This window comes from Rhodanobacteraceae bacterium (assembly GCA_024234055.1).
In the GTDB taxonomy this organism is placed as follows: Bacteria; Pseudomonadota; Gammaproteobacteria; order Xanthomonadales; family SZUA-5; genus JADKFD01.
On the sequence record JACKOW010000015.1, the window covers coordinates 75977 to 94266 of the forward strand.

Genomic DNA, 18290 nt, shown 5'->3' on the forward strand with positions numbered 1-18290 from the left:
CCACGGAGCAATCCGCGGACTGCTCGCGCCAAGCTGACTGATGGCGCCGGTCCCGGGTCCGCGTGCGCTGGCGGTTGTCGCCGGCGTGTTGATGGACGGCGAGGGACGGGTGCTCATTGCCCAGCGAGCGGTACAGGGTCAGGACGGAGGCTTGTGGGAGTTTCCCGGAGGCAAGATTGCCGTCGGCGAGCGCCCCGCCGACGCCCTGATCCGGGAACTGAATGAAGAGCTCGGCATTGTCATCGACGCCCCCGAGCCATTGACCGTCGTGCGCTGGCGCGGCCCGCCACGCAATCTCAATCTGCACGCCTTTGTTTGCCGGCGCTGGAACGGTGAGCCCCACGCCCACGAGCACCAGGCCCTCCGCTGGCTGGCCCCGGTGGCTTTGCGACAGTTCTCCATGCCGGCGCCGGATCGGCCGATCAGAGCGCGCCTGGCCTTGCCTCGGCAGTATCTGATCACACCAGAACCCGACGTGGGTCACCAACAAGCGTTCATGTCGGATCTGGCGCGCACGCTCGAGAACCCCGACATCGGCATCGTCAGCCTGCGCGCCAAGTCCTGCGAGCTCGCACAATTGGAGGGCCTGGCTGAAGCCATGTTGGGACAGGTCCGCAGTTGGCGACCGGAGCTTCTGGTGCTGCTGCATGGCCTGCCGGATCTGGCCTTGCAATTGGGCTTTGATGGCGTGCACCTGTCCAGTCGCCAGTTGCGGGAGCTGAACCGGCGTCCGCTACCCGAGTCCTTCTGGCTATTCGCCTCCTGCCACGATCGCGCCGAACTCAAGGCTGCCGAAGCACTCGGCGCAGACGCTGTCTCGCTGTCGCCGGTGCAGCAGACCGCCAGTCATCCCCTGGCTTCTGCGCTGGGATGGGCTGACTTCAGCGCGGCTGCGCGCTCGACCTGTCTGCCGTGTTTTGCGCTCGGTGGCGTAGGACCGGCGGAGCTGGAGTCCGCTATCGCCCATGGCGCCCATGGCGTGGCCGGCATACGCGCCTACTGGCGATCCTGAGCGCACCCGGATTCGCTGGGCTCAGCCGGGAGCGCAGAGCGCCCTGTAGCGCCGGTCCAGGGTTCGAGCCTGAGTGGCCAACTCGGCAAGTCCAGCACTGTTGCGCAGCACATCATCGGCTTGCCTCAGACGCTGTTCGCGGCTGGCTTGCGCCGCAATCATGCGCTCGGCCAGGTCAGCGCTGATGCCGTCGCGTCGGGTCAGCAGCCGCGACTGCAATTCAACCGATGCATCCACGACCAGCACTCGATTCACCCAGCCATAGTTGCCTGACTCGACCAGCAAGGGCACCACCAGCAAGACATAGGCAGCGCTTGTCTGCCGCACCTGCTGCCGAGCCTCGATTCCTATGCGCGGGTGCAGGATGGCCTCCAGCCGCTTGCGAGCAGCCGGGTCCGCAAACACCAGGGCCCGCAATCGCGCCCGATCCAGCTCACCGCTGGCCAGCAAGATCGAAGGCCCGAACTCCTCTACCACCGCCGCGAGACCGGGACTGCCGATGCTGACCACTTCCCTGGCAATGACATCGGTGTCGACGATGCCTGCTCCCAGTTCGGCCAGCATTGTCGCGGCTGCAGACTTGCCCGAGGCCACCCCGCCGGTCAGGCCCACAATCAAAGGGTGGTTCATTCCGGGATGAGCAGCGGCAGCCAGGTGCGCAACTGCGGTGCCAGGATCATGTAGCTGAATCCGGCGACGGCGATGAAGGGGCCGAAGGGCATCGGCAGCTGGGAATCGCGGCCGCGCAGCAGGATCATCAGTCCGCCGATCAGCGCGCCGGCCGCCGACGACAGCAGCACGATCGGCAGGATGGCGACAACTCCGAACCACGCCCCCAAAGCCGCGAGCAGCTTGAAATCACCGTAACCCATGCCTTCCTTGCCAGTCAGCAACTTGAAGCCCCAGTACACTGACCACAGGCTGAGATAGCCGACGACCGCGCCGAGGATGGCTTGTTCCGGTTCCGCGAACAGGGGAATCAGCGACAGCAGCAAACCACCCCAGAGCAGAGGCAAGGTCAACGCATCCGGCAGCAGTTGGGTGCGCAGGTCTATGCCCGCCAGCGCAATCAGCGTCCAGGTCAGAACGATCGCGCCAAGGGCTTCGGCACTGATGCCAAAGCGCCAAACGCAGAGCGCCGTAGCCACTCCGGTGGCCGCCTCTATCAAGGGGTATTGCGGGGAAATTCGCAGGCCACAGGCCCGGCAACGCCCGCGCAGCAGCAGATAGCTCAGTACCGGGATGTTGTCATAAGCCTTGATCTGCGCCAGACACTGCGGGCAATGCGAGCGCTCCATGACCAAACCGGGAGGGGTCGATTCGGGCTCAGCGGGCTCAAGTCCGAGCATGTCCAGCGCATCGCTGCGCCACTGATGCTCGAGCCTGGGCGGCAGGCGCAGGATGACCACATTCAGAAAGCTGCCGACAATCAGGCCCAGCGCCCCGGCCAGAAGCAGTCCGACCGTGGGCGCCGCCGACAGAAGTTCAAGCACTCCGCTCAGACCACCGCTGCCAGCTTGAAGATCGGCAGGTACATGCCGATGACCATGCCGCCCACCAGCACGCCGATGATCACCATGATGAAGGGTTCGAGCAGGCTGGACAGCGCATCGACCGCGTTCTCGACTTCCTGCTCATAAAACTCCGCTGCCTTGATCAGCATGGTATCCAGAGCACCGGATTCCTCGCCAATGGCGGTCATCTGCACCACCATCAGCGGAAAGATATTCTGCTGACGCATGGCCAGATTGAGCTGATGGCCGACCGAAACGTCTTCCTTCACGCGTTGGGTGGCCTCATCGTAGATGATGTTGCCGGTTGCGCCGGCCACGGTTTCCAGCGCCTCCACCAAGGGCACGCCGGCTCGGAAGGTGATTGCCAGGGTGCGTGCAAAGCGCGCCACCGCGGAATTGTGCAGGATCTGCCCCAGCACTGGCATCTTCAACATCATTCGGTCGATCAGTCGCGCGAAATTGCGAGAGCGTCGCAGCGCCGTGGTGAATCCGAACAGCGAACCGCCGATGATCACCACAACCAACCACCAATAGTCCACCATGAAGTTGGACGCGCCCACGATCATCTTGGTGAAGGCTGGCAAATCGGCGCCGAAGCTCTTGAACACAGCCTCGAATTGCGGCACGACGTAGATCAGGATGATTGACGACACGATGATGGCGACCGCGATGACCGCCAGTGGATAGAACAAGGCTTTCTTGATCTTGCCCTTGAGGGATTCGATGTTTTCCTTGTAGGTGGCGACGGTGTCCAGTACCACGTCGAGCACACCGGCCGATTCGCCGGCACGGACCAGATTGACATAGAGCTCGTCAAAATACGCCGGAAACTTGTTGATGGCTTCCGACAGTGCGGAACCACCCTCGATGTCGGTCTTGACCGCGGTCAGCATGTCCTTGAGGCGTGGATTGTTCTGTCCGCCCGCGATCATCTCGAAGCTCTGAACCAGCGGTACGCCGGCTTTCATCATCGTCGCCAACTGCCGGCTGACCACGGCGATATCGCGCGGCTTGATGGTTGCTCCGGAGGAGCCGAAGATGGAGTTCTTCTTTTGCGCGATCTTGGTGGCATTGATGCCCTGCTTGCGCAGGTGTGCCTTGACCAGATTGGCGTTCTTGCCGAGCTCCTCGCCGCGCAGCTTGTGCCCGCGCTTGTCGGTGCCTTCCCATTTGAAGGTCTGCAACTCGCCCAAGCCTCGGTTGGTCGGAGCCTTTGCGCGTGCTGTCGCCGTTGCCATGGTTCTAGTCCTTGGTGACGCGGTTCATTTCGGCCAGCGAGATCATACCAGCCTTGGCCTTCATCAAAGCCGATCGGCGCAGGTCCGGTATGCCTGATGCGTGCGCCGCTTCACCAATCTGGATGGCATTGCCACCGCCCAGGATGATGCGTGCGATATCTTCCGACAGCGGCATGACCTGATAGATGCCGGTGCGGCCCTTGTAGCCTTCATTGCAGCTGCCGCAGCCCACGGGCTCGTACAGCTGCATGTTGGCGATGTCTTCCTCGGTGAAGCCCTCCGCCAGAAGCGCATGCGTGGGGAGCGAAACCTGACGCTTGCAGTCATGCAGGCGACGGGCCAGGCGCTGGGCGATCACCAGCGTGACTGCCGAGGTGATGTTGAAGGGCGCAATGCCCATGTTCATCAGGCGCGCAATGGTCTGTGGTGCGTCGTTGGTATGCAGCGTGGACAGCACCATATGACCGGTCTGCGCGGCCTTGATCGCGATCTCGGCGGTCTCCAGGTCGCGGATCTCGCCGACCATGATCACGTCGGGATCCTGGCGCAGGAAGGAGCGCAGGGCGGCCGCGAAGGTCATGCCGGCCTTGATGTTCATCTGCACCTGGTTGATCCCGGTCACGCGGATTTCAACCGGATCTTCAGCCGTCGAGATATTGCGCTCGTCGGTATTGAGGATATTCAGTGCCGTATACAGGGAAACCGTCTTGCCACTGCCGGTAGGGCCGGTGACGAGGACCATGCCATAGGGTTTGGCGATGGCGCCGAGAAACAGCGCTTTCTGGTCTTCTTCATAACCCAGCTTGTCGATGCCCAGTTTGGCGGCGGAACCGTCGAGAATACGCAGCACGACCTTTTCGCCAAACAGCGTGGGACAGGTGCTGACCCGGAAATCGACGGCCTTGGTCTTGGACAGGTTGAGCTTGATTCGACCGTCCTGCGGTACGCGCTTTTCGGCAATGTCCAGCGCCGACATCACCTTCAGGCGCGCGGCCATGCGTGCACTCAACTTGACCGGCGCAGACGCCACCTGGCGCAGGATGCCGTCCATGCGGAAGCGCACCCGATAGGCGTGTTCGTAGGGCTCGAAATGGATATCCGAAGCGCCGCGCTTGATGGCGTCGACCAGCACCTTGTTGATGAAGCGAACCACCGGTGTGTCGTCATTGCCCTGGACATCGACGCCCGACGACGAGCCGCCCTCCATGTCATCGTCGCCACCCTGAACGTCCAGGTTCTCCAGGCCTTCGTCATCGTCCATGCCTTCGGCAATGGTGTCGCCCTGTGACATGGCCTGCTCGATCAGGCGGGTCAGCGTGTTGTCGTCGACGATGATGGGTTCGACCAGGGTCTTGGACTGGAACTTGATCTCCTCCAGTGCCCGGTCATTGGTTGGATCGGCAATGCCGATGAACATGCGATTGCCGCGCCGGAACAGCGGCACCGCGCGATGCTTCTCGATCAACGCCTGCTCGATCGACCGGATCGGTGCGATCTTCAGATCTACCGCCAGAGCGTCGAACAAGGGCACGCCGAATTCCTGACTGGCCGCTGCTGCGGTGGCCTTGGGGTCAGCCAGGCCGTTCTCGATCAGATAGGCGATCAGTGAAACCCGTTGCTTGGATGAGGCTTCAGAGGCCTTGCGCGCGTCAGCTTCGGACAGCGCGCCTTCCGCGACCAGTCGGCGAGCGACACCCGATAATCCGGACAGCGTGGTGGATTGTGGATTGCTTGCCATGGGTCGGACACAACCTCAGAAGACTTCTGCGGAATGTATCGCAAGCCTCGGAAGTTCGAAAGTGGTGGTGTGTTGCGGTAACGGGAATCCGGCGTCGGAAAACGCCGCTTCCCGAGCCGACGAGCGGGCCTGGACGACAGCACTGATCCCTGGGTTGATCGCCGGGATCGTCCGATCTCGAGCCTTGAACGCTGTCTGAATCTGTCTCGAACCACTGGTTGACGGCAATGGCGCAGTCTGCGAAAAGCAGAAGGCGGCAGCCGGATCAGGCCCGTTGGCGATCGGCTTATTGATTGTTTACCTCGCTATCGATGGCAGTTGGTTTGCGTTCAGCAACATTTGCCCGCATTCCGCCACACGCATTATGGTGGCTGCCGCGGTCGGAGTCTGAATATTTCCTTTGCCTTCAACAAGCTGGACGCAAAAAACCTGCCTTGCTGATGGCTGAATCAGAAGTTCGCAACGAGTGCCGTTAGTTCTGTCTAAATGTGACCGATGACCTTCGGCATTGTCAGGGGAACTTCGTTTGCGGCAACCTATCTATGGGTTCGGGCTGACACAGCTCGGCCCGGTTCACTCCTCCCCCAATAGTGAACCTTCAAAGTGGAGACTGGACATCCCCATCCGTCTCTACGGCCCCCAGGCCCCGGGCGCTCCCCAACGTCCGGGGCCTTCTATTTTTGGTCCATCGAACTTGCGGAGTGGGTTCGACGGCATCAATAGTGTGGCCTGACACGGGGGAGCCGATGCCCAAGCCTGTGACACTGCTGACGCTGTCCCTGATCTGGTCTTCCCTCGTGGTATGGCCGGGCGGATCAGAGGCGCTCAAGGTGACTGGAATCGCGCTGGCGAGCGCATGGTTGATTCCCTGGATCCAGATTTCCACCCGGCGCAGGGCGCTTTGGCCATTGCTCGGAGTGATGATGGCTGCACTGGCTGCTGCACTGCTGGCATTGGAGCCTTCCGCGGCACTGATCGGATCGCACGCGCGCGCACAAGGGCTGTTGATCGCCATGGCTGTGGTCATCCTGGCCCTGGCTGCCAGTACCTGCACCGAGGCCGAGCGCTGCCTGCTCTATCGCCGTGCGGCGCTGCTGGGCGCTGCCGTCTCGACCTATGCCCTGCTGCAGCGCGTCGGACTGGATCCGATTCATTGGGATACACCCACGGATCATCGCCCGGCGGCGACGCTGGGCAATGCCACGACCCTCGCCGGATGGCTCATTCTGCTGTTGCCGTCTTCGCTGCTGAATCTGCGCTCGGGCGCGAGCCGGCTGTGGTGGATTCCGGTTGGCCTGCAACTGACCGCGCTGTTGCTCACCCAGTCTCGAAGCGCTGTGCTGGCGTTGACGCTGGCCGGACTGGCGCTGTGGCTGTTGTGGAATCCACGCCGGCTCAGGCTGGGCGTGCCGCTGCTGCTGATGCTGCTGTTGGCCGCCGTCGTGCTGGCGGCTTGGCGGCCGGCTTCGCTTCATGATCGGGCTTATCTGTGGCGCATCGCGGCACAGGCGCTGACCGACCCCCAACCGGTGTTGGATGCCCAGGGCCAATCTGATCGCCGTCCGGCACTGCGCCCGTGGTTCGGGTACGGGCCAGACCAACAGCAGTCTGCGCTCGACAATGTCGGCAGGGCCGGCACGGGCGCGCGTTCCGAGGCGCTGTCATGGGCGGCTGACCGTGCGCATCAGGGCCTGCTCGATGGCTTGCTGGAGACCGGATTGTTCGGCCTGGTGTCCAGTCTGATCTTGATCTGGGCCGTGGCCTGCGCGCTGCGGCGTGGTCTCGACGTCGGGGGCAGCAGACGCCAGGAAGCCGCGGCACTGGGACTGGCGCTGGCCGCATGGTTGCTGCATCTGCAGGCGAGTTTCGCGCTCAGCGGCGACCGCAGCCTGGCCTGGGTGTGGATCGGCTGCGCCTTGGGGCTGGTCGGCAACCCGGGCAGAACGAGTGACGCTTCCGTCCCTGGGCTGGTCCCACGGTTCGGTGGAATGCGGATGCCGGTGATGGGCCTGTTGCTGCTGGGCGCGCTGGCGGCGGCGCAGTGGCTGCCGGCACGGCTGCAGCAGCAGTTGGCGCCGGCCCTGGCCTCGCAGAACGAGTTTGTCGCCGGGCAGCAGCACTATCTGCAGGCGCTGGCAGCGGCGCCCGGCGAAAGTGCGGCCCTGTTGCGAGCTTCTGCGCAGGCGTTCGAGCGTGCCGCCGAGCTGCGTCCGCATGACCGCGACGCCGCCTTTGCGGCGGCCAGTGCCTGGGTGGAAACGGCGGCGGCCGCAGCCGACCCGGTAGCCATGGAACGAGCTCACCTGCGCACGGCGCAACTTCAACAGAGTGCGCGTGGCGACCCTCGGCTGGCGCCGTTGACACAGCGCGTCAGCGCCGTGGAAGCTCAGCTGCGCAGTGGCGACCCGTCGCTCCCACCAAGCATACGGTAAGCCATTGATTTGAGGGCACGAGGGCGAGAGGGCACGAGAGCACGCAAGATCAAGAAGTCGCGGTGAGGCCGCCTTTGCGCGCCCTCGCGCCCTCCCATGTTTGATGCGCGAATAGGCGCGCCGCCAGGGGCGACCGGGACTCTCATGGTGATGACGGGGGGAGGGCGGCAACAACCGCTTTGGCTGCGCCGGAAGTTGACCGCTCGGCGCCGACACGGCACGCTTGCGCCCCCTTCTGCCTGCCACGACTCATGGATAGCGCCAATATCGCGTCCGCCCTGACGCGCATGGCGCGGGAACGGCCTCATCAGATCGCGATCTTTGTCCCCTGTGGCAGCGATATCGCCGGCCGACCCGCGCATACCCATCTGACCTATGCCCAGCTCGATGAGGAGTCGGATGCGATTGCCTGCGGCCTGGACAAGGTCGGCATCGGCAAGGGCGTGCGCACGGTGCTGATGGTGCGGCCGAGCGTCGAGCTGTTCGTGCTCATGTACGCCTTGTTCAAGGCTGGCGCGGTGCCGGTATTGATCGACCCCGGTATCGCGCGCACGGCGCTCAAGCAATGTCTGGCCGAAGCCGAGCCGCAGGCCTTCATCGGTATCCCGCTGGCGCATGCTGCGCGCGTGGCCCTGGGTTGGGGTCGCAAGACCATCCGCACCCTGGTCACCGTGGGTCCGCGCTTCATGTGGGGCGGCCACAGCTACGCTGAGTTGCTGAAGACCGGTCGCGAAGGCACCGACGCCCGTCATCGTTGCCCGGCGGTGCTGGCCGATACCCGCGAGGACGACCCGGCCGCCATCCTGTTCACGTCCGGATCGACCGGCGTGCCCAAGGGCGTGGTCTACCAGCATCGGCATTTCATGGCCCAGGTCGAGTTGCTGCGCGAGGCCTTCGACATCCAGCCGGGTGAGATCGATCTGCCCACCTTTCCCCCATTTGCCTTGTTTGATCCGGCGCTCGGCATGACCACGGTCATTCCGGAAATGGATCCGACCCGGCCGGCCATGGCTGATCCCGGCAAGCTGATCCAGACCATCCACGATTTCGGCGTGACCAATCTGTTTGCCTCGCCGGCGTTGGTCAATGCCCTGTCGCGCTGGGGCGCGCCGCGCGGGGTCAAGTTACCGACACTCAAACGGGTGATCTCGGCGGGCGCGCCGGTGCCGGTGGCCGTGGTCGAGCGCATGCGCAAACTGCTGCCCGAGGGTGCCAGCCTGTGGACACCGTACGGCGCCACCGAATGCCTGCCAGTGGCGGTGGTCGAGGGCCGGGAATTGACCGAAGTGGCGCGAGCGCGCACCGAACAGGGTGCCGGTACACTGGTCGGACGTGTGGTGGCGCCCAATCAGGTGCGGATCATCCGCATCACCGATGACGCCGTTCCGGAGTGGAGCGATGATCTGCTGGTGCCGCCAGGCGTGGTGGGCGAGATCACCGTGGTCGGACCCACTGCCACCGAGCGCTATTTCAATCGACCCGACGCAGATCGAGTCGGCAAGATCCGCGACGGCGAGCGCACCGTGCATCGCATGGGTGATCTTGGTTACTTCGACGAAGGCGGGTTGCTGTGGATGTGCGGACGACGCTCGCAGCGAGTCGAGGCCGAGGGTGGCCCGATCTGCACCGAACAGGTGGAACCGATCTTCAACACCCATCCGCAGGTTTTCCGCACGGCGCTGGTGGGGCTGGGTGAGCAGGGGGCCGAAGAGCCGATCCTGATCGTGGAGCTGGAGCCTGGCGTCGGCCGCGAGCAGCAGGCGCGCATCACCGAGGAGCTGCTGCAGATCGCTACCCGCCACGCCCACACCCGAGGCATCCAGCGCGTGCTCTACTACCCGCGCTTTCCGGTCGACATTCGCCACAATGCCAAGATCGGTCGCGAGTACCTCAAGCGCTGGGCCGGCGAGCGGCTGGGCCTGCAGGTGCCCAAAGTGGCCATTGGAACGGAGCGGCAAGCGTGAGTGACGGGGCACGGGGAAGGGGGTACGGGGCAGGGGAAAGGCAGGGTTCGTCGGACACCTGTGGGAGCGGCTTCAGCCGCGACTCCTTGTCGCGGGCAGAGCCCGCTCCCACAGCAGGCGAATCGGGCCGCGCTTCCGCTCTTGCTTTCCCCTGCCTCGTGCCCCGCGCCCCGTTCCCCGTCCCATGAAGGCCCTCGTCACCGGCGGCGGCGGATTCCTGGGCGGAGCTATCTGCCGGGCGCTCATCGAGCAGGGCGATGAGGTGGTTGCCTTGCAGCGCTCTGACGCGCCCGAGCTCAGTGCCATGGGCGTGCGCGTCCATCAGGGTGACATCGGCGATGCCCAAACCGTCGCGGCCGCGTCGCGTCGCTGCGATCTGATCTTCCATGTGGCGGCCAAGGCCGGTCACTGGGGCAGCCATGCCGACTACCATCGGATCAATGTCCTCGGCACCCGCAATGTGCTCGCCGCCTGCCAGAAGCACGGCATCGGCAGACTGGTCTACACCTCCACCCCCAGCGTGGTCCACGAAGGTGGCGATCTGGAAGGGGTCGACGAGCGCGTGCCCTACGCCCGCCGCTTCCTCGCCCACTATCCGCTAACCAAGTCCATCGCCGAGCGCGAAGTCATCGCCGCCAACGGCCCGGCGCTGGCCACCTGCGCGCTGCGGCCACATCTGATCTGGGGGCCCGGCGACAATCATCTGCTGCCGCGCATCATCGAGCGCGCCCGCGCCGGGCGGCTGCGCTTCGTCGGCAAACCCGGCAAGCGCATCGATGCCACCTACATCGATAATGCCGCCCAAGCCCACTTGCAGGCCGCTGCTGCGCTGGCGCCCAAATCGGCCACGGCAGGCAATGCCTATTTCATCTCCAATGGCGAGCCGATCGCCACCGAGGACATGATCAATCGCATGCTGGAATGCGCCGGTCTGGCGCCGGTGCATCGCCGCATCCCCTTCGGCCTGGCCTATGGGCTCGGTTTTACCCTGGAATCCGTCTACCGGTTGCTGCGTTTGTCCGGCGAGCCGATCATGACCCGCTTCCTGGCGGATCAGCTGGCGACGGCACACTGGTACGACATCAGCGCCGCCGAGCGTGATTTCGGCTATCGGCCCAAAGTCAGCATGGCGGAGGGCTTCGCCGCGCTGCGCCAGTCGCTGGAACAGCCGAGGCTGGACCCGTAGCTGTCGTAGGTCACTTTGGCCCGCAGGGCCTAGCCCGCATTTCTCACACCTGTTGCGGAAGATCGCGCAGGGCTTTGCGACTAGCGCAAGGCGCGACGACGAGGAATGGTGATTCCATTGCGAGGAGGAGCAACGCAGCGATAGTCGCAAAGAACCAGCGAGGTCCGCAAAGCGGGCAGATGCAGCCAAGCACTCTGTGACTGCTGCATGCCTCGGAATCGCCTTGTACCTCTAGCGAATTGGGGGCGCCTGCTCGCGCAGGTGTGAGAAATGCGGGCTAGGTGACGGCATCGCCCGTCAAACTCAGACAACGCCCGCGGCGCGGCCTGACCAACCCTGGATTCAAGGCGGCGCCGGCAAAGCCAGACTGGTGGCGATCCAGGCGCGGGCAAAGCGCCACTGGCGCCCCACGGTGGCGGTCGACGAGCCGCAGACCGAGGCAATCTCCTCGACCGACATGCCTCCGAACAAGCGCAGTTCCACCACCCGGGCCGTTTCGGGTTCAACCCGGGCAAACTCGGTGAGTGCCTGGTCCAGCATCAGCCAATCCAGGTGATCGCCGCTCGACGGGTGTTGGCTGTCCAGCAAGTCATGCAAGGGTACTGCGGCCACACCACCGCCGCGCTTCTGCCGCGAACGCTCGCGCAGATAATCGACCAGTACCCGTCGGATCACCGTCGCGGCAATGGCCATGAAATGCTGGCGGTCCTGCCACTCGACCGAATGCACCGACATCAGCCGTTCGTAGGCCTCGTTGGCCAGTTCCGTCGCCTGCATGGTGGCGCCGCCGTTGCGCCGCAACTGCACGCGGGCGATTTCCCGCAGAGCCGGGTAGACCGCTTCGATCAGTTCGGCTTCGGCTGCCTTGTCGCCGCCGCGCCAACGCATCAGCAGATCGGTGATCGGCTTCATGGACTTGCACACGCCTGAATCACGAGTCACCGATTCTAGCGGACTCGGCGCAGTGGATACGGATTAGTGCCGGTACTCGCTCATTATGCAGTTACATTTGTTTTGAAGGGTGTCTAGAATACCGCGCCCTCACAACTGCGAAGCCCTGATCGATAGCCCTTCGCTTTGTCGACTAGCTCATCAAGACCGGAACGGTCGCGGTTACCACCGCTGCTCATCGCCTGAGCAGTTCGCCCATCAACCACCCAAGCTACCGTGCCCATCTGACTCGAATGCTGAAGCTGGATCCTGCCCTGTGGCGTCGTGCGCAAACGGTGTTTGACCGTATCGTCGATCTGCCTGCTGCCGAACGCGACGCCGCGTTGTTGCGCGACTGTGGTGAGGATGGTGATTTGCGCGCCATGGTTGCCGATTTGCTTCGGGCCGACGATCAGGGCGTGCCCGAACCACAGCCAGCCGCGGTCGCCCTGGGGAAGCTGGTCGAACCTGACATTCTTCCCGGCAGCCGCATCGGCAGTTTTGCCGTGGAAAGACTGATCGGCGCAGGCGGTATGGGTCGTGTCTACCTGGCCCATCGCAAGGACGGACGCGTCGAGCAAAGCGTGGCCATCAAGACCATCCGCGGCGCCTATGGTGGTCGCGATCTGTTGGAGCGTTTTGCCCGGGAACGCAGGATCCTTGCAAGGCTCAACCATCCCAACATCGCCCGGTTCATCGACGCTGGCGAATGCCCGGATGGCTCGCCCTATGTCGCCATGGAATTTGTCCCTGGCACGCCGATACTCGACTACGCGCGAGCGCGCCGGCTGTCGCTGCGGCAACGACTGGAGCTGTTCGTCAAGATTGCATCGGCGGTGGATCACGCCCATCGGCAGTTGGTGGTGCATCGGGATCTCAAACCCGGCAACGTCATGGTGGACGCCCAGGGCGAGCCCAAGCTGCTGGATTTCGGCATCGCCAAGCCCTTGCAGCAGGATCTTGAGCTTGGCCACCTGGATGGCCAAACCGCGCCCGAGGCCCGTTACTTCTCGCTCAAACACGCGGCCCCCGAGCAGATCGATGGCGATGCCGACAGCGTCTCGGTGGACATCTATGCGCTCGGTGGCCTGCTGTACGAACTGTTGACCGGCCATCTGCCGCTGGATCTGAGCGGCCTGAGTTTCAATGAGGCTCGGGCGCGCATCCAGACACAGATGCCGGTGCCGCCAAGCTCGGTCCTCGGTGCCGATGTGCCCTATGCCCGACGCGAACTGCAGGGCGATCTCGACCGCATCGTCTTGCACGCGCTGCGCAAGGAGCCGCAACTGCGCTACGCCTCGGCCGGCGCGCTGATCGACGACATCCAGAGTCTGCTCGACCACCGCCCGATCAGCCTGCGCGCCTCGCATCGCTGGTACCTGCTGGCGCGCTTCCTCAGACGCCATCGGCTGGCCAGTGCCATGTTGCTGACACTAGCTACCGTCATCATCAGCGCCGCCGTGGTCTTCCGCTATCAACGTGATGAGGCAATACGCGAAAGCACCCGCGCGGAGATGGTCAGCAGCATGATGATTGACGCTTTCCGCGCGGCCGATCCGAGTCGCAATCGTGGCGAGAAGCTGACTGCCAGGGAAGTGATGCGTCAGGCAAGCTTGGCCCTGAGTCGTCGGGATGATCTGGATCCGGCGACGCGATCAAAGTTGCTGTTGACCTTGTCGCAGGTGCACGCCTCTCTGGGTTCCAATCAGGAAGCATTGGAATTGGCTCAGCAGGCGCTTGCGGCGGCATCTGATCCCGAGCAGCGGCTTGAGGCGGAACTGAGTGTTGCCGACGCGAAATTCAATCTGGGCGAGGCCCTTACGGCCAAGGACCACGTGGCCGAGTTGCTAGAAAGACCAGAAGCCAGTGGGGCGCGCTGGCAGCTACGCTTGCGGCAGTTTTCATTGAAGGTTGAAAGCCGGCTGAATCTGGTGAACACATCGCCGATTTCAAAATCGATCTATGAAGACGCGCTAGCAATGCTTGGCCCGGACGATCCAATCACTACCAGTGCCGCCCTAGCCTACGGCACCAATCTCATCAATAACAAAGAAAAATTGCAGGAAGGAGCGGTTTTGTCCGGGATTTGGTGAGGCGTGACCATTCGGAGGCACTAAGTCCTGACCGATATAACATAATTCGACTGGCACTTATTACAGAAAGGGATTTAGGTAATACAGACCAGGCGCTCGCTTATTCTTATCAATTAATCAGTATGGCTGAGAGGCTCTACGGTTCGAAGCATACAACCTATCTGACGGCCGAAAGCGCATTGGCATCCACGCTTCTGAAGTCTGGTCAAATCGCAGAGGCGCGGTCTGTCTTCTTGAGCGCGGTGGAAAGAGCCAATCGCGTCGTTGGTCCCGACAGCAGCCTTCTGGCTGCTCTTTTGCCCACAATGCATGTAACGCTGCCATCCAAGAGCCCTACGACGTTCCTCAAGCACTCGCAATGTCCGAACTGGCGGTTAACGTTGCCAAACGTGCACTTCCACCGGAAAGTCGCCAAGTGGGTTTCTTCTGGCTGGGCAGGTCCTCCTCACTCTTGCTCGACCATCAGTACGAAGAAGCCTCTCTGGCGGCCGCTATGGAGGCCAACAAGGTTTTCCTTCGAACGGCCGATGTGTCTGAGGCCTTCATTGCTGAGGCACAACTTCTTGCTGCGGTGGCCGAGGGCGCGCTTGGGCCGCAAAGAGGAAGTCGAACGACGAATAGCGGCTCTAGGTGCGGATCGCGCCCGAGTCGGATCGCAGGAACTTGCTCAAAAGCTTGCAAATGCCGAACCGCTGATAGGAGAAATGAAGTGAACCTACATCTTGTTGCCGGCGCTCGTACAGCACCCAAATCCTGATCGATAGGCCCCTCGCTTTTGCTCATCGATTGAGCAGTTCGCCCATCAACCACCCAAGCTACCGTGCCCATCTGACTCGAATGCTGAAGCTGGATCCTGCCCTGTGGCGTCGCGCGCAAACGGTGTTTGACCGTATCGTCGATCTGCCAGCTGCCGAACGCGACGCCGCGTTGTTGCGCGACTGTGGTGAGGATGGTGATTTGCGCGCCATGGTTGCCGATTTGCTTCGGGCCGACGATCAGGGCGTGCCCGAACCACAGCCAGCCGCGGTCGCCCTGGGGAAGCTGGTCGAACCTGACATTCTTCCCGGCAGCCGCATCGGCAGTTTTGCCGTGGAAAGACTGATCGGCGCAGGCGGCATGGGTCGTGTGTATCTGGCCCATCGCAAGGACGGACGCGTCGAGCAAAGCGTGGCCATCAAGACCATCCGCGGCGCCTATGGTGGTCGCGATCTGTTGGAGCGTTTTGCCCGGGAACGCAGGATCCTTGCAAGGCTCAACCATCCCAACATTGCCCGGTTCATCGACGCTGGCGAATGCCCGGATGGCTCGCCCTATGTCGCCATGGAATTTGTCCCTGGCACGCCGATACTCGACTACGCGCGAGCGCGCCGGCTGTCGCTGCGGCAACGACTGGAGCTGTTCGTCAAGATTGCATCGGCGGTGGATCACGCCCATCGGCAGTTGGTGGTGCATCGGGATCTCAAATCCGGCAACGTCATGGTGGACGCCCAGGGCGAGCCCAAGCTGCTGGACTTTGGCATCGCCAAGCCCTTGCAGCAGGATCTTGAGCTTGGCCACCTGGATGGTCAAACCGCGCCCGAGGCCCGTTACTTCTCCCTCAAACACGCGGCCCCCGAGCAGATCGATGGCGATGCCGACAGCGTCTCGGTGGACATCTATGCGCTCGGTGGCCTGCTGTACGAACTGTTGACCGGCCATTTGCCGCTGGATCTGAGCGGCCTGAGTTTCAATGAGGCTCGGGCGCGCATCCAGACACAGATGCCGGTGCCGCCAAGCTCGGTTCTTGGTGCCGATGTGCCCTATGCCCGACGCGAACTGCAGGGCGATCTCGACCGCATCGTCTTGCACGCGCTGCGCAAGGAGCCGCAACTGCGCTACGCCTCGGCCGGCGCGCTGATCGACGACATCCAGAGTCTGCTCGACCACCGCCCGATCAGCCTGCGCGCCTCGCATCGCTGGTACCTTGGCGCGCTTCCTCAGACGCCATCGGCTGGCCAGTGCCATGTTGCTGACACTAGCTACCGTCATCATTAGCGCCGCCGTGGTCTTCCGCTATCAACGTGATGAGGCCATCCGCGAAAGCACCCGCGCGGAGATGGTCAGCAGCATGATGATCGACGCCTTCCGCGCGGCCGATCCGAGCCGCAACCGGGGAGAGAAGCTGAGCGCCATGGACGTGATGCGCCAGGCGCGTCTGGCGCTGAGCCGCCGGGAGGATCTGGATCCGGCGACACGCACCAAGCTGCTGCTGGCCTTGTCGGGTGTCTACGGTACCTTGGGTGCCTATCAGGATGAGCTGGAATTGGCGAAACAGGCGGCAGAGACAGCCGCCGATCCGGTACAAAAGCTGGAGGCAGATTTTAGCGTCGCCTTCGCCGAATCCGACATGGGCAGGGCTCAGGCTGTCCGGGGCAAACTCGCGGAGATGCTGACTCGCCCGGAAGCCAGCAGTCCGCGCTGGCAGCTGAAGATTCGGAAGTTCGCGCTCGACGTCGAGAGGCAGCTGAATCTGGTTGACACCCGACCGATCGCCGAGGCGGTCTATCGCGATTCATTGGCTGCGCTGGGACCGGACGATGCCATTACCAGAGCCGCAGCACAGGCCCATGCCAGCAACTTGATCATGTATGACAACACCCGGGCACAGGGCGCGATCCTGGTCCGCGACCTGCTCGATCGGGATCGGTCCGAGGCGATCAGCGAGTCGCGACTCGCCTTGATCAACTTGGCTCGAAAGTCCGAATACCTATTGGGTAATTATGACGCGGCGATTGCATACGGGCGCCAAGGTCTTGTCCTCGCAGAGCAGCTCTATGGCACCGAACACCAACGGTACCTGGTTACCAAGACCGGGCTTGCCATGTGCCTGCACGACGCTGGTCAAAGTGCAGAGGCGCGAGTGATGTACGAAGAGCTTGTCGTCGCCGTCGAGCGCGTTGAAGGCAAGAGCAGCCCCCTACTGGCGACGGTTTCCCACAACGCGGCGCTAGGGGTGATGGAGGAGCCCGTCGATGTGCCCAAGGCGCTAGCGCTTACCGAAAAGGTGATCGAGGTGGCTGGGAGGATCTTGCCTGCCGAGAGCCGGCAGATGGGGTTCTTCTGGCTGGGACGGTCCAGTGCCTTGCTACTGGGGCAGCAGCCTGAGGAAGCACTGTCGGCAGCCCTCAAGGCCGACGCGGTGTTTGCCCTTTCGGCTGATGAATCCCACTCCATGATCGCCGAGGGCGAACTTCTCGCAGCAGTGGCAGAAGCCCGCTTGGGCCATGTCTCCGCGGTGCGACAACGCATGCAAGCCCTGGGCGCTCGCCGCGCCCTGGTTGATGCGAAGGAAGTGGCCCAAAGACTTGCAAACACCGAACCATTGATAGGAGAAATGAAGTGAAATTGCACCTCGTTGTTGGCGTTCTTGCGCTTGCGGGAATCCACGGCGCCGGATGGGCAGGTTCCTGTGGCCCGGACAGCGTCTATCCAGAGGCACCCGGCTCCCTCACGTTCACCGCCTGGGGATTTGCCCTGCCTCCAAACGTTGCCGCTCCCGGTGGATTCAATTCGGGTGGGGGACGCGATGGCGGTTGTTTAGGCTCACTCGGCAACGAGCCCCGACCGAACAACTCCGGGGCATCCTGGCTCGAATGGAATCTGGCCTATCCAGCAGGCTCTGAAACGCGCGGCGTCCGGATCCTCCGGTCGGAGCCGATCGGAAGTCCGCCGCCATCGCCACAGAGGCCTGAGTCGGACGGGGTGACCTTCTGGAGGGTCGATCTTGCCGATCTACCCGAAAATTCAGCTTCTGCTTACCTGAGTGTGGCATTGCTGCCCTTCTCGAACCAGATTCGTGTCGCAAGATGGGTCGATGGGACCAAGACAACCAGTTTGTTGAACTACACCTACATTTCTCCAGGCGTGCCATGCGCGGAGCTGAGAATGGTCGGCGAGATGCGCAACGGTAATGCCGAATGGACCGTAGAGCTGACATGCCCGCCGACCAGTTTGCCCAATCCACCGAGCCCGCAGCGAGTCAAGTTCACCTTTGGGAACCTACAGCATCACACGATCAGGTTCGGAACGCTGAACCTCCGGGCGCCTAACGGCGAGTACGATTTCGAAGTCTTCGATCCCGCGGCGACTCAGAATTGAGGAAAGCACCCTCGGTGAGCCGGGGACTTCGAGCAGCAGGTAGCCC

At 63.1% G+C, this 18290-nt stretch carries 14 protein-coding genes; 9 read left to right on the forward strand and 5 right to left on the reverse strand.

Features of this window, described 5'->3' with window-relative positions; translation table 11 throughout:
- Positions 1-40: 40 nt before the first annotated feature.
- Positions 41-1012, forward strand: a complete 972-nt coding sequence (locus tag H7A19_18215; protein ID MCP5476768.1) for a Nudix family hydrolase — start codon at positions 41-43, stop codon at positions 1010-1012.
- Positions 1013-1033: 21 nt separating this feature from the next.
- On the opposite strand, the gene H7A19_18220 is transcribed toward H7A19_18215, so the two are convergent.
- The 4 genes from H7A19_18220 to pilB are packed head-to-tail and all read right to left on the reverse strand — an operon-like array spanning position 1034 to position 5502.
- A complete protein-coding gene (locus H7A19_18220) occupies positions 1034-1642 on the reverse strand; it encodes a dephospho-CoA kinase (GenBank protein ID MCP5476769.1) in 609 nt (202 codons plus the stop codon).
- Entirely contained in the window at positions 1639-2505 is an 867-nt protein-coding gene (locus H7A19_18225; protein MCP5476770.1) for a prepilin peptidase, read from the reverse strand. Before H7A19_18225 ends, H7A19_18220 begins: the two co-directional genes overlap by 4 nt.
- Before the next feature lie 5 nt (positions 2506-2510).
- A complete protein-coding gene (locus tag H7A19_18230) occupies positions 2511-3764 on the reverse strand; it encodes a type II secretion system F family protein (GenBank protein MCP5476771.1) in 1254 nt (417 codons plus the stop codon).
- 4 nt (positions 3765-3768) lie between these two features.
- Positions 3769-5502: a type IV-A pilus assembly ATPase PilB gene (pilB, locus tag H7A19_18235; protein MCP5476772.1), complete on the reverse strand. Its 1734-nt coding sequence runs from the start codon at positions 5500-5502 to the stop codon at positions 3769-3771.
- Positions 5503-6248: 746 nt separating this feature from the next.
- On the opposite strand from pilB, the gene H7A19_18240 reads away from it, so the two are divergent.
- From H7A19_18240 to H7A19_18250, 3 genes are all read left to right on the forward strand, one after another.
- On the forward strand, positions 6249-7934 hold the full coding sequence (locus tag H7A19_18240; protein ID MCP5476773.1) for a hypothetical protein: 1686 nt from the start codon (positions 6249-6251) through the stop codon (positions 7932-7934).
- A gap of 251 nt (positions 7935-8185) precedes the next feature.
- Complete coding sequence (locus H7A19_18245) at positions 8186-9898, forward strand: AMP-binding protein (protein MCP5476774.1); 1713 nt, start codon at positions 8186-8188, stop codon at positions 9896-9898.
- A gap of 184 nt (positions 9899-10082) precedes the next feature.
- Positions 10083-11084 carry an NAD-dependent epimerase/dehydratase family protein gene (locus H7A19_18250; GenBank protein ID MCP5476775.1) on the forward strand — a complete coding sequence of 334 codons (1002 nt, stop codon included), beginning with the start codon at positions 10083-10085 and terminating at the stop codon, positions 11082-11084.
- A 342-nt stretch (positions 11085-11426) separates the two neighbouring features.
- Here the strand turns inward: H7A19_18250 and H7A19_18255 are convergent, their stop codons facing one another.
- Positions 11427-11996, reverse strand: coding sequence for a sigma-70 family RNA polymerase sigma factor (locus H7A19_18255; GenBank protein MCP5476776.1), 570 nt, complete (start codon positions 11994-11996; stop codon positions 11427-11429).
- A 272-nt stretch (positions 11997-12268) separates the two neighbouring features.
- Between H7A19_18255 and H7A19_18260 the strand changes: the two genes are divergently transcribed.
- The 5 genes from H7A19_18260 to H7A19_18280 all read left to right on the forward strand — a co-directional run bounded on the left by H7A19_18260 (position 12269) and on the right by H7A19_18280 (position 18244).
- Positions 12269-14107, forward strand: coding sequence for a serine/threonine protein kinase (locus H7A19_18260; GenBank protein MCP5476777.1), 1839 nt, complete (start codon positions 12269-12271; stop codon positions 14105-14107).
- A complete protein-coding gene (locus tag H7A19_18265) occupies positions 14104-14820 on the forward strand; it encodes a tetratricopeptide repeat protein (GenBank protein MCP5476778.1) in 717 nt (238 codons plus the stop codon). Before H7A19_18260 ends, H7A19_18265 begins: the two co-directional genes overlap by 4 nt.
- 73 nt (positions 14821-14893) lie before the next feature.
- Complete coding sequence (locus H7A19_18270; protein MCP5476779.1) at positions 14894-16141, forward strand: serine/threonine protein kinase; 1248 nt, start codon at positions 14894-14896, stop codon at positions 16139-16141.
- Positions 16110-17489 carry a tetratricopeptide repeat protein gene (locus H7A19_18275; protein MCP5476780.1) on the forward strand — a complete coding sequence of 460 codons (1380 nt, stop codon included), beginning with the start codon at positions 16110-16112 and terminating at the stop codon, positions 17487-17489. The genes H7A19_18270 and H7A19_18275 overlap by 32 nt, the downstream gene beginning before the upstream one ends.
- On the forward strand, positions 17486-18244 hold the full coding sequence (locus H7A19_18280) for a hypothetical protein (protein MCP5476781.1): 759 nt from the start codon (positions 17486-17488) through the stop codon (positions 18242-18244). Before H7A19_18275 ends, H7A19_18280 begins: the two co-directional genes overlap by 4 nt.
- The last annotated feature ends 46 nt before the right edge of the window (positions 18245-18290 follow it).